This window comes from Glutamicibacter sp. V16R2B1, from assembly GCF_005774635.1.
In the GTDB taxonomy this organism is placed as follows: Bacteria; Actinomycetota; Actinomycetes; order Actinomycetales; family Micrococcaceae; genus Glutamicibacter; species Glutamicibacter creatinolyticus.
This window is the reverse complement of record NZ_VATX01000005.1, coordinates 292,340-304,651: the sequence shown is the minus strand read 5'-3', so window position 1 is coordinate 304,651 and position 12,312 is coordinate 292,340. Positions and strand designations below refer to the sequence as shown.

Annotated in this window: 9 protein-coding genes; 8 read left to right on the top strand and 1 reads right to left on the bottom strand. The window is 61.7% G+C overall.

The genetic code is table 11. The features are described from left to right. Positions 1–52: 52 nt before the first annotated feature. The 7 genes from FDN03_RS03685 to dnaE all read left to right on the top strand — a co-directional run bounded on the left by FDN03_RS03685 (position 53) and on the right by dnaE (position 10,455). On the top strand, positions 53–1,192 hold the full coding sequence (locus tag FDN03_RS03685) for a Gfo/Idh/MocA family oxidoreductase (protein ID WP_138174170.1): 1,140 nt from the start codon (positions 53–55) through the stop codon (positions 1,190–1,192). A 32-nt stretch (positions 1,193–1,224) separates the two neighbouring features. Continuing rightward, complete coding sequence (locus FDN03_RS03680) at positions 1,225–2,064, top strand: TIM barrel protein (protein ID WP_212743858.1); 840 nt, start codon at positions 1,225–1,227, stop codon at positions 2,062–2,064. 48 nt (positions 2,065–2,112) lie between these two features. Then, entirely contained in the window at positions 2,113–2,922 is an 810-nt protein-coding gene (locus FDN03_RS03675; RefSeq protein WP_249354263.1) for an aldo/keto reductase, read from the top strand. Between the two features lie 61 nt (positions 2,923–2,983). Further along, positions 2,984–4,777 (top strand): FAD-dependent oxidoreductase, encoded by a 1,794-nt coding sequence (locus tag FDN03_RS03670; protein WP_249354261.1) that lies wholly within the window; start codon positions 2,984–2,986, stop codon positions 4,775–4,777. 293 nt (positions 4,778–5,070) lie between these two features. Continuing rightward, positions 5,071–6,429: an MFS transporter gene (locus tag FDN03_RS03665; RefSeq protein WP_138174166.1), complete on the top strand. Its 1,359-nt coding sequence runs from the start codon at positions 5,071–5,073 to the stop codon at positions 6,427–6,429. A gap of 170 nt (positions 6,430–6,599) precedes the next feature. Then, a complete protein-coding gene (locus FDN03_RS03660; protein WP_246049871.1) occupies positions 6,600–6,908 on the top strand; it encodes a DUF6504 family protein in 309 nt (102 codons plus the stop codon). 103 nt (positions 6,909–7,011) lie between these two features. Further along, positions 7,012–10,455, top strand: coding sequence for a DNA polymerase III subunit alpha (dnaE, locus tag FDN03_RS03655; RefSeq protein WP_138174164.1), 3,444 nt, complete (start codon positions 7,012–7,014; stop codon positions 10,453–10,455). A gap of 42 nt (positions 10,456–10,497) precedes the next feature. On the opposite strand, the gene FDN03_RS03650 is transcribed toward dnaE, so the two are convergent. Then, positions 10,498–11,184, bottom strand: a complete 687-nt coding sequence (locus FDN03_RS03650) for an HAD family hydrolase (RefSeq protein WP_138174162.1) — start codon at positions 11,182–11,184, stop codon at positions 10,498–10,500. Between the two features lie 620 nt (positions 11,185–11,804). Between FDN03_RS03650 and FDN03_RS03640 the strand changes: the two genes are divergently transcribed. Continuing rightward, a complete protein-coding gene (locus FDN03_RS03640) occupies positions 11,805–12,191 on the top strand; it encodes a hypothetical protein (protein ID WP_138174160.1) in 387 nt (128 codons plus the stop codon). Positions 12,192–12,312 lie beyond the last annotated feature (121 nt).

The window sequence follows — 12,312 nt, the reverse complement described above, 5'->3', positions numbered from 1 at the left end:
GGGCAAGGTAAACGCTAGCGCCTCGCAGAGCAAGAGATTGAAAGTGAGCCAAATGAGCTACGAGAACAAGTCACTGCGGGTCGGCATTGTCGGCTGTGGAAACATTAGCAACAACCACGCCAGAGCCTATGCCGGAATTGAGGGAGTGCGAGTAGTCGGTGTTTGCGACGTGGATTTGGCCCGTGCTAAGACCAGTGCCAGACAATGGCAGGTGCCCCACGCCGTTCAGTCGGTCCAACAGTTGCTGGAACTAGATCTGGATATCGTTTCGGTTTGCACTCCACATCCCACTCATGAACAGGTGGTACTCCAGGCAGCTGCTGCAGGCGTACATGTCCTGTGCGAAAAACCGATTGCGGTAGATGTTAGCAGTGCCGAGCGCATGATTCATGCCTGCGATGTGGCCAGAGTAAAGCTAGGTGTACTCTTCCAACGACGCTTTTGGCCTGCAGCCCAGAAACTGCGCGAATTGGTTGACGACGGAACCCTGGGAACTCCAGTGCTCGGCCAGGCGAGCGTTCTTTTGCACCGTGAGCCCGAATACTATTCGGCCGATGCATGGCGTGGAACGTGGAACACCGATGGAGGCGGAGTTTTGATGACTCAGGCTATTCACTACCTCGACCTACTGCAGTGGTACATGGGGCCGGTGGCCGAGGTGTACGGAAGCATTAACACGTTCAAGCACAGTGAAAACATCGAGGTCGAGGACTCAGCCAGCGTCCTGTTGAAGTTCACTAGCGGCGCCATGGCCACACTAAATGCCTCCACCGCGGCTAATCCTTCACTTGGTGTTCAGATCCGGCTTATGGGGAACACTGGGGTCACGGCAGAACTTAGTGAATTTCCGGAAGGCAGCGATGGGCGACTAACGCTGCTGGCTCAGGGGGAGCAGATTAGCGTCGATGAGGTTTATTCTCCTCAGACAGCACCGAATGTGCAGTTGTCCATGATTAATCAAGGGCTGATGCCGCACCATCGGGCGCAAATCGAACAATTTGTTCATGCAGTGCGTGCGGACAAGGAGCCGTTGGTTAGCGGCGCGGATGCGAGTAATGCTTTGCGGATTTTGCTGGCAGTCTACTCCTCGGCTCGTACCGGGGTTCCGGTGCGTTTTGCAGAGTTTCCGCATACTGCCCCCATGGCCAGTGACGAGGTCGTCGCCCGTCTTGGCAATCCTGCCTTGGCCTAGCCTGCAAACTTATTCTTATCTCGAGGAGCACAATGCCATCTACTGTTACCCCGCTAGGTCTCGCCCAGCTTTCCCTTGTTGGAACCCCAGCGCCACAACTCATCCGTTTGGCTGCTGAAGCAGGCTTTGATTTCATCGGTGCGCGGGTGCGACCAGTTACTTCCACAGAGCGAGCCTTTGATCTGCAACCCGGCTCCTTGCTACTGGCCGAAACCTTGCAGGCGATGAACGAAACCGGACTGAATGTTCGCGATGTTGAATTCCTGTTGCTCGATGGCACGGACCAGCGCAGCGTCTGGCTAGAAATGATGCGTGCTGGTCAAGCATTGGGTGCCGGTACTCTCACAGTGGCCTCTGCCGTAGCGGAGGAAAACCAGCTCACCGACCTGCTCGGACAGATGACCCAAGACGGTGCCGAGTTTGGAATCGTGCCCACGTTAGAAGTTATTTCCTACCAAAAAGTGAATTCACTGCCGCAAGCCGCTCGTATTGCCCGGGAAGCAGGATGCCAGATCGTTGCCGACACCTTGCACCTGAGCCGGGTGCAAGCGACTCCAGAGCAGCTTTACGAACATGCTGCTCTGATTCCAATGATGCAGCTGTGTGATGGGCCGGCCGCGGCACCTCGGGATCGTGAAGGATTGGTCCACGAATCCCGCAGTGACCGCGGGGCGCCAGGCAGCGGAGAATTTGCCCTCGCGTCCCTGGTGTCAGCTCTGCCGCCAACCATGCCATTGAGCGTCGAAGCTCCTTCCCAAGCCGCCGTAGCCAGCATCGGAGAAGCAGCGTGGGTTCGACAGTTGCTACGGGGAGCCCAGCAAGTGGTACGAGAAGCTGCAGCACTTCGGACTGCCACGCAATTACAGCACTAAGTGAAGGGGAGAGGAGCAATGGTGCCTAGTAACGATATGCAAACTACTGTGAGACTTGCCAACGATCTGCACGTTCCAGCCATTGGCCTGGGCACTTGGCCACTGACTGGTAAGACCGCTAGCGAAACGGTGAGCAGGGCACTGAGTAATGGGTACCGGCACGTAGATACAGCGCGGAACTACGAGAATGAAGAAGCCGTCGGACAGGGAATTGCCGATGCCGGGCTCCCTCGCGATGAACTGTGGGTGACGAGCAAATTCAACCGTGCTAACCACTCGCGCGCCGGAGTAAGGCAGGCATACGAGCACGCACTGGGCCGCCTCCGGTTGGATTACCTCGATTTGTTTCTGGTGCATTGGCCCAATCCTGATCTCGGGCACTACGTCGAGGCTTGTCAAGAACTGCAGGAGCTGGTGGATAGCGGGCAGCTACGCGCATGGGGAGTATCGAACTTTAAGGCTAGTCACTTGCAGGCTGTTTATGGGGCCGGTCTTCGTCCCGTACTGAACCAGGTGCAGGTCGATCCGCATCACTTGCAGGCTGGATTGCTGGCCCATCATGACGAACTGAACCTTCTCACCGCGGCGTACAGCCCGCTGGGCCGGGGCGGAAGTTTCTTGGAGCATCCGGCAATTACCATACCTGCTGCCCGGCACGGAAAGACCCCGGCACAAATTGTGCTGCGATGGCACCTAGACTCCGGACGCATTGCCCTCCCCAAATCCGCCAATGAGACCCGTCAACGAGAGAACCTGAACGTTTTCGACTTTGCGCTCAGTCAAACAGAACTGCGGGGAATCGATTCCCTGGATACCGGTGCCGGGCCGCGTCTGGACTCTGACGAATACGGGCATTAGCTCCCGTCAGCTGGATACATGTACCGGGCAACGATTAGTAAGAAACGGAACCAAGCACGAAATGGAACGCAACACGATGAACAACGTTTCCTCTATCCCTACCAGTCCTGAGCAACAAGTTGATGTGTTGGTTATTGGCTCTGGTGCGGGTGGGATGGCAGCGGCAGTGACTGCCGCCTACCACGGGCTAAAAGTGTTAGTTGTGGAGAAAGCTACAGTCTGCGGTGGTGCGACCTCCTTTTCGGGAGGCTGGGCTTGGACGCCGGGTAACCCCTTAGCGAAGGCCGACGGAGTGGACGAAGACCGTGAGTTGTTCCGTAGTTATCTGCGCGGGCGTCTGGGGGATAATTACGATTCCGAAAGAGTCGAAGCCTTCCTGGAAGCAGTACCGCACATGGTCGGTTTCTTCCAGGAACACACTTCGCTGCAGTTCACCCCCGGTAAGAAGATCAATGATATTTACGGTGATACGCCCGGAGCAGGGACAGGCCACCGTTCAGTGGGACCAGCCCCCTTTGATGCACGCAAGGTTCGTCCAGAACTGCGGGCGAAGATGCGCCATCAACTGTATGCCACCAGTTTCCTTGGCATGGGGATCATGGCGGGGGACGATCTAGGGAAGTTCCTAGCCGCATCTCAAGGCTCAATCCCGGGGTTGCTACATGCTGCCAAGCGCTTCACAACTCACCTTTTCGACCTGGCGATCCACCGGCGCAACATGCAACTAGTCAACGGCACCGCATTGACGGCCCGCCTGTTGGCATCCGCCGATAACCTGGGAGTTCAGATCCAAGTGGACACCGCTGCTGAAGAACTGCTGACCGACGACGACGGACGAGTGACGGGAGCAAGGCTAAAAGGAACAAACGGTGAGTATGAGGTCAGCGCTCGCCGTGGAGTTATCCTGGCCACGGGCGGTTTCCCGCAGAATATTGCTCGCCGGGCTGAGTTGTTTCCCAAGACTCCGCACGGCACGGAACACTGGACCCTGACCCCGCCGGAATGTAATGGTTCGGGACTGGACATGGCCTTAGCCGTAGGAGCGAAGTTTAATACTGCCGTGGCTTCTCCCGCCGCCTGGTGTCCAGTCTCGTTGGTGCGCTACCCCAACGGCACCACCGGCACTTTCCCGCACATTATGGACCGAGCTAAGCCCGGCAGCATCGGTGTTCTGGCCAACGGCAGACGATTCGTCAATGAAGCCAACGGATACTACGACTATGTTGATGCCATGATTAAGGCGACACCGGAAGGTGCGGAAGTTGCTTCCTGGCAGATTGCCGATGCCCGTTATGTGCGCCGCTACCCCTTGGGGATGGCCAAACCTCTTCCGGTACCGCTAACTCCATACTTGCGCACGGGTTACCTCGTGAAGGGAAGAACCCTCTCGGAGCTGGCCGAAAAGTGTGGAATTGATGCAACAAACCTAGAGCGAACCGTAGCTGAGTTCAACGCGAACGCCCGCGAGGGTCTGGACCCAGAATTTGGACGCGGTGAGACATCTTTTAACCGGTACGGCGGCGATGCAGCTGTAACCCCCAATCCCTCTTTGGCTCCACTTGAAAAGGGCCCCTTCTATGCAGTGAAGGTGGTTCCGGGGTCTTTCGGAACCTTTGCCGGAATTGACGTGGACGCCCGAGCACGTGTGCTTTCAGAGGATGGCGCGGTGATCCAGGGGCTTTATGCGGTAGGCAATGACCAGGTGAGCGTCATGGGTGGACACTATCCTGCCGGAGGCATCAATCTCGGCCCGGCACTGACGTTTGGTTATGTTGCCGCTCGCGATGCAGCTGAGGTCACGGAATACGAAGACGAATTGGGTGAACTGCCGTTGCCGGCGGGTAACGCCGAGTAGAACGAATTTGTAACGACCAGGACGAAGGTAGCTGCCGAAGAAGAATGCCACTTTCTACCAGCGTTGGTCATGTTTCCAAACTGTTATCACGCTTTTCGCGTCTCTCCTTTGTCCGCTAACCCTCACTGACGTGGGGGTTAGCGGGCCATTTCCGTGAGTAGTTGGTTACAGAAAATATGACCCGCTAAAAACTATTGGTGTCGCGGCTCACATCGCTTATGCTTTAACCGTGCGCAATACGTACTACTGTACGCAATGCGCACAAATTGATTTTCGCATCACGGAGGGTTCAAATGGCGACCGATATCCCTAACCTCACCAAGGTCCCGCAGGGCGCGCGGCTAGATGAGAGTTACCGCCTGAAGCGTGCCAAGAAAGCTGCGCTGGCGGCATTCTTGGGAGGCATGCTGGAGTACTACGACTTCTTTATCTATGCCACGGCCGCATCGCTGGTTTTCTCGCATATCTTCTTCCCCGAGGGAAACGCGACTGTGTCACTGATGGCTTCATTTGCCACCTTTGGCGTGGCCTATGTCGCTCGGCCCTTTGGTGCTGTGGTCTTCGGTCATCTCGGGGATCGCCTGGGGCGCAAAAACACCTTGGTGCTGACCTTGATGCTGATGGGCGGGGCGACCTTCAGCATTGGTCTACTGCCTACATTCGGTCAGGTGGGTTATATCGCGCCGGGGTTGCTGGTGCTTCTTCGCCTCCTGCAGGGACTGTCGGCGGGTGCCGAAACTGCTGGGTCGTCGACGCTGACCATGGAGGAATCTCCGGTGGGACGGCGCGGATTTTTCCCTTCGTTCGCGATGAGCGGCATTTCTGCGGGGATCGTGCTGGCTTCCTTGGTGTTCATCCCGGTGGCTGCCATGGATGAGGCGGCCCGCTTTGCATGGGGCTGGCGTATCCCCTTCTTGCTGTCGGTGGTTGTCATGGTCGTGGCGATGCTCGTGCGCCGCTCCTTGGAGGAGCCGGAAGTCTTTGAGGATGAAGTCAAGGCTCAGGCCTCAGGGAAAGAGAAGGAAAAGGCTCCCTTCCTGGTCATGCTTAAGACCCACCCGGCGCAGTTCGTGCAGATCTCCCTGATGTCCTTCCAGTGTGTGACCAATACTTTGATGCAGGCTTTCGGTCTGGCCTATGCGGTGAGTGTTGGTATTCCCGCGGCCACCATGCTGGTGGTAAGCATCGCGGGAAATATCATTGCCATCTTCTCCCAGCCCTTTAGTGCGTATCTTTCGGATCGCTTTGGTCGTCGGCCGATCTTCATTGCCGGCATTATGGCTTCGGGGCTGTTGATCTGGGTGTACTTCTGGTCGATTTCCACCGCCAATATTGCGTTGATCTTTGTGACCAGTATCGCGATCACCGCTGGTAGCTACGCAGTGTCCAATGCCGTCTACCCGGCCTGGTTCTCCGAGTTGTTCAACGTCAAGGTGCGCTACTCGGGAGTGGCAATTGGTCTGCAGGTTGGCATCCTCTGCGCGGGATTTACTCCAATGCTCGCCACCGCGCTGGTTGGTCAGGTTCCCTCCAACTATGGCCCCGCGGCATGGATTGTGGCTGGTTCGTCCATCGTCGCGGCCATCGGCGCGATCTGGGCGCGGGAAACCTACAAGACGCCATTGAGCGAACTGGGCAACCCCGTGGATTAATCGTTGAGGGGCATGAAGCCGGCCTGAGCCTTTGGATGGGCGCAGGCCGGCTTTTTGTGTGAGCATGGGCGGCCGACCCAAACTGTCCGGGGCGCTGACTACTGTCGCTACTGATCGAACACGTGTTCGAATACAATTGATGGAGCAGCAGTTAGGAGTCAACCGTGGGCATGTTCACCGAGGCGATCGAGGTTGCGTGCACTCCGGCCGGGGTGCCGTTGCGGGTGCGCTGGAAGGGGCATGAGTATCGCCTGGTGGCCGAACCGCATCGCTGGTTCGAGCGCCGCAAGTGGTGGGACGAGGGTATGCGCGTTCCGCGCGGCACCGGCGCCGGGGTGGTTGACTACGAGATTTGGCGGCTGCAGATCGCACTGGGCTCCTCCCGCAGCCAGGGGCGGACCATCGATGTCAGCTTTGACCCGCAATCGGCGCGCTGGCGATTGATCCGGGTGCACCAGGAGCTGCCGCTGAGCGCTTAGGGGTCGTGGCGCCTTCGGGAGGGGCGGCTGAGTAGGGCGTGTGCCAACTGTTCGAAACTTTGTTCTAATAGGGGTCTGGAAAGTTTTGAAGGAATGCCCGCCCATGAGTTTCACCCACCTGAACGTCGTCTCGGCCTACAGCGCCCACTACGGGGTCGACACCCCGGCGCTGCTGGCCGCCCAGGCCAAGGCCGATGGCGCCTGGGCGCTGGGGTTGTGCGACCGGGACGGGCTCTATGGCGCGGTGAAGCACGTGGGCGCCTGCCTGGAGCACGGGCTGAGGCCGATCCTGGGGGTCAACCTGGCGGTTCTTGACCGGCAGGGACGCGCCAGTGGACGCATCCTGCTGCTGGCGCGGGGCAACAGCCGGGGCGCCGGGTACGCGGCCCTGTGCCGGGCGGTCAGCGCCGCCCACACCCACCGCAAGAGCGTGGGACTGAACCGCACCCAGCTGCGCGAGCACCTGGCCGGCGGCAACCTGATGGTGCTGCTGGGCGCCGAATCCGAGGTGGGCAAGGCCATCGAGGCCCGCAACTACACCGCCGCCCGCCAGCTGCTGGCCCAGTGGCGGAAACTGGCCGGCAGGCTGCTGCGCGTGGAGGTCACCACCCACCTGTCGGCCGAGGGGCAGCGCTACTGCCTGGGCCATGCCAGCAAGCTGGTGCGCCTGGCCGGGGAGCTGGGCATCACCCCGGTGCTGAGCAATGCCGTGCGCTATGCCGGCCCGGACGGGGCGGTCACCGCCGACATCCTGGATTCGGCCCGGGTGCTGCACAGCCTGGATGCGCTTGATGACCTGCAGCCCACCGGGCAGGGCTGGCTGAAAACCCCGCAGGAGATGCACCGCCTGGCCGGGGACATCGCCCGGGCCACCGAGCGCGGCTGGGCTTCCCGGCTGCTGCACGCCACCGAGCAGGTGGCCGCCTGGGCCGCCCTGGATCCCGGCCAGGACCTGGGATGGAAGCGGCCGGTGATCCCCGAGCACCGGATCATCGGGATCACCGGGGACGCCCAGCACCAGCTGCGCCAGCGGGTGCACGCCGCGGTGCCCCGGATGCTGCCGCACACCGATCAAGGGGTCATCGAGTCCCGGCTGGAATTGGAGCTGGGGGTGATCTCCCGGCTGGGGTTCGCCGGCTACTTCCTGACCGTCGCCGAGACCGTGCGGCTGATCACCGACATGGGGGTGCGGGTCTCGGCCCGCGGCTCCGGGGCCTCCTCGCTGGTGAACTTCCTGCTGGGCATCAGCCACGTCAACCCGCTGCAGCACGACCTGGTCTTTGAGCGCTTCCTCTCCGATACCCGCACCACCCTGCCCGATATCGACATCGACGTGGAATCCGCGCGCCGCCACGAGATCTACCACAAGATCTTTGACACCTTCGGCGCCGAACGGGTGAGCCTGATGAGCATGCAAAACGCCTACCGCGCCCGCGGTGCGGTGCGTGATGCCGGGGCGGCGCTGGGCATTGAGCAGGAGCAGGTCGATGAGATCGCCAAGCAGCTGTGGCGCTTTTCCGCCTCCTCCTTCCGCGAGGCGCTGGCCGAGAAACCCGAACTGGCGGCCCTGGCCGGGCGAATCAGCGGCAACCGGCAGCTGGACCAGCTGGTGGACGTCACCGAACGGCTGGACAGGCTGCCACGGCACATTTCCATGCACCCGTGCGGGGTGATCCTCTCCGATGCCACGCTGCTGGAACGCACCGCCGTGCAGCCCTCGGGCATCGGGCTGCCGATGAGCCAGTTCGACAAGCACGACATGGATTTGATGGGGCTGATCAAGCTCGACGTGCTCGGGGTGCGCATGCAGTCGGCGATCGCCTACACCCTGGAGGAGATCAAGCGCCTGCACCCCAACCGGCAGGCCGTGGCCCGCGCCGGCGGGCACCGGAACGAGGAGTACATCCAGCAGGACGGGCACATCGACTTCACCAAGGTGCCCCTGGATGATGAGATCACCTTCGAGCTGATCCGCTCCACCCACACCCTGGGCTGCTTCCAGATCGAATCCCCGGGCCAGCGCGAACTGATCGGCAAGCTGGCCCCGCGCGAATTCAACGACCTGATCATCGACATCTCGCTCTTCCGGCCCGGGCCGATGCAGTCGAACATGGTCAAGCCCTACCTGGAGCACCGCCACGGCTTCGCCCCGGCCCAGTACCTGCACCCGGACCTGGTGCCGGCGCTGGCCGAAACCCACGGGGTGACCGTCTTCCACGAACAGGTGCTGCGCATCCTGAACGTGATGACCGGCTGCGACCTGGGGATGGCCGACGTCTACCGCCGCCACCTGGGCAACCCGCAGCGCGAACCGGAGGTCGAACGCTTCTTCCGCACCGCGGCCACCCAGCGCGGCTACGGCCAGCAGACCATCGACGAGGTGTGGGCGGTGCTGGCCGGGTTCGGCTCCTTCGGCTTCTGCAAGGCGCACGGGGCCGCGTTCGCGGTGCCCACCTACCATTCGGCCTGGCTGAAGGCGCATCACCCCGAGGCGTTCCTGGCCGGCATCTGGGAACACGACCCGGGCATGTACCCCAAGCGGCTGCTGGTCTCCGAGGCCCGGCGGATGAACATCCCGATCCTGCCGCTGGACGTGAACCGCTCCACCGGGCACTACCGGGTCGAACGCATCTACGACGGGGGTGCGCGCACCGCCCCGGTGGTTCCGCGCGCCGCCGGCACGGTGCGCCCCGGACAGTACGGGGTGCGCCTGGCCTTCCGCGACATCCACCAGATGAGCGAACGCGAGGTGCAGCGCCTGGTCGCCGGCCAGCCCTACGAGTCGCTGGCCGATGTGCGCCACCGGGCCGGGCTTTCCCGGCGCACCTACCAGAACCTGGCCGCGCTGGGGGTGTTCGACTCCCTGCTGGCTGGCACCACCCGGGCCGACACCATCGCCCACACCCAGTCCATGGCGCACAGCACCCTGCCGGCCAAGTACCGTCCCGGCCCCGGGCAGCTGGCCCTGCCGCTGGGGGAGCTGGAGCCGATCCGCGCCACCGGCACCGAGCTGAGCCCCAGCCAGAAGGTGCGCACCGAACTGGACCTGATGCACCTGGACGTGAGCGAACACCTCATCGACTCCTACAACCAGGCCCTGGCCCACCTGCCGATGACCCGGGCGGTGGAGCTGCTGGAGCTGCGCAACGGGTCGGAGGTGCTGGTCGCCGGGGTGCGCGTGGCCACCCAGACCCCGCCGATGCGCGGGAGCAAGCGGGTGGTGTTCATCTCGGTGGACGACGGCACCGGCTGCATCGACGCGACCTTCTTCGACGACGTGCAGCAGCGCACCGGCCCGCTGCTGTTCAACACCCGGATGCTGCTGATCCACGGCACCACCCGGCGCACCGGCCCGCGCGGCATCTCCGTGCAGGCCCTGAACGCCTGGGACCTGCACCAGCCGGACACCTGGCCTCCGGCCGGCTACCTGCAGGACCCGCAGCGGCCCCGCGCCCGCGGGATGCGACCGGCCGAACCGGTCACCGAAACCGTGGGGCAGCTGGCCCGGCGCATGCAGGCCGAGGGGCTGGACCAGCGCGGAGCCTAGGGGAGGAACCGCCCGGCGATCCCCCCGAAGGGGACCGGGCGCCTAGCTGTGGCGCAGCAGCCTGGGCAGCTGCGCCAGGGTGATGGCCGGACGCCGGGCCGTGGCCGGGCCCACATAGAACGCGGCCATCCCCAGTCTGCGGGGACCTTCGATGTCCGCCACCCAGTTGTCCCCGACGAACGCCGCCTCGGCCGGGGTGATGCCATGCCGGTCCAGCGCCGCCTGGAAAATCCGCGCATTGGGCTTGCGCCAGCCCAGCTCGATGGAGGTGAACACGTCGCTGATGTGCTCATCCAGCCCGAACCGGGCCAGCAGGCGGGGCACCAGCGGGCGGTGGTGGGTGTTGCTGACCACCGCCAGGTGATGCCCTGCGGTGCTCAGCTGCGCCAGGCACTCGCCCACCGCGGGCGCCGGGACGATCCGCGCGCTCCAGGCCTGCAGGTACTCCTCGACCAGGCGGGAGATCTCACCCTCGGCAATCCCCGGGGTGCCGAGCAGCTGCCAGTAGCGGGTGGCGATCTGCTGCATTGAGCATTCGCGTTCGCTGCGCTGGGCCTGCCCGTCCAGCTCCGCCCAGGCCCGGTCCCACAGCCGGTCACAGTCCCGGGCGTTGACCCCGGCCCCGGCCCGCCGCGCGAACTCGAACGGCGCGTTGTACCCGGCCGGGTGGATGGAGGGGTCATAGTCGACCAGGGTGCCAAAGAAGTCGAAGTAGACGTGGGAGGGCATGGGTCCTTCCTGCAAAGCCGTGCTCCCGCCCCCACGGGAGGCCCCGGGCAGGGAGTGGGCACACGGGGCTAAACCCCCAGCATAGGCCAGCTGCCGCTCAGACCGCGGAGATCCGCCCGCCGGCCTCCACCACGAACGTCGGGTTGTGCACGAAGTCCCAGCGGAACCCATCCGGGTCCGCCACACAGGCGCTCATCCCACCCCAGGGCTGCTTCGCCGGGGCATTGACCGGGCTGGCCCCGGAGCCACGTGTGACTCTACGACACTAGAGGAGCCAGCTGCTCATGGAAACGCTAACCATGACCAGCGAAGTTGATTTGCGTATGCAACCAAGCGCCCATTCTGGGACATAGGGAACTGCAGCAGGGCGCCGCGCGAAGAAGAGCATCGGCGCTCTTTCGCACGACCACTCGTGGTACGCACATGGCACTATTTCAAACCCTGATAACTAGATTGAGCAACTTTGTAGGGCCCGCGAGATTATCTTTGAGATGACAGTTGCCTGCTAGAGCATAGCGAGAGACAAAGCTGCCGTTACCAATCGGAAGAACCGCTGTGTTTCAGCGTGGCCTGTGATTAAGTGAGTTCTAAGCCTATAGCGTCTGAACAAAGGAGAGTCAATGTACGGTCGCAGTGTCGAAGAATGGGATGAACTCATTGCATCTGGCTATGAGTTTCTTAAAGCAGTAGCGCGACAAGGCAAAACCACGAGCTATACGGAAATGAATGCCGTCCTACAACGACGTACAGGACTACATGGTTTCGACTTTAGTCAAGAGATGGAACGAGCAGCTATGGGATATCTCTTGGGTCGTATTGTGGACCTAGACCAGGAGGATCACCCAAACTTAATGATCTCTTCACTCGTCGTCTATCTAAATGAAAACAACGCCGGAATGGGCTTCTACAACCTCGCTAAGCAGAAGGGCCTACTGCGTAAGGGAGACTCGAAGGAGGAATTCTGGATTCGACAAGTTAAGTCGACGCACAATACTTTCCGCCGATAGGGGGATCGGATGCCTTGGGATCTCTAGGGGGCGAGTTTAGACTTCCTAGTCGCGTGCTCTTCTTATTTGAGTACCTGTGGTGACCGGTGAAACCACCCAGATGAGCAGACAGGCATAATCG

Coding starts and splice junctions, on each gene's coding strand:
- FDN03_RS03665 (WP_138174166.1), top strand. CDS start 5,071: ATGGCGACCGATATCCCTAACCTCACCAAGGTCCCGCAGGGCGCGCGG.
- dnaE (WP_138174164.1), top strand. CDS start 7,012: ATGAGTTTCACCCACCTGAACGTCGTCTCGGCCTACAGCGCCCACTAC.
- FDN03_RS03670 (WP_249354261.1), top strand. CDS start 2,984: ATGGAACGCAACACGATGAACAACGTTTCCTCTATCCCTACCAGTCCT.
- FDN03_RS03640 (WP_138174160.1), top strand. CDS start 11,805: ATGTACGGTCGCAGTGTCGAAGAATGGGATGAACTCATTGCATCTGGC.
- FDN03_RS03650 (WP_138174162.1), bottom strand. CDS start 11,184: ATGCCCTCCCACGTCTACTTCGACTTCTTTGGCACCCTGGTCGACTAT.
- FDN03_RS03685 (WP_138174170.1), top strand. CDS start 53: ATGAGCTACGAGAACAAGTCACTGCGGGTCGGCATTGTCGGCTGTGGA.
- FDN03_RS03680 (WP_212743858.1), top strand. CDS start 1,225: ATGCCATCTACTGTTACCCCGCTAGGTCTCGCCCAGCTTTCCCTTGTT.
- FDN03_RS03660 (WP_246049871.1), top strand. CDS start 6,600: ATGTTCACCGAGGCGATCGAGGTTGCGTGCACTCCGGCCGGGGTGCCG.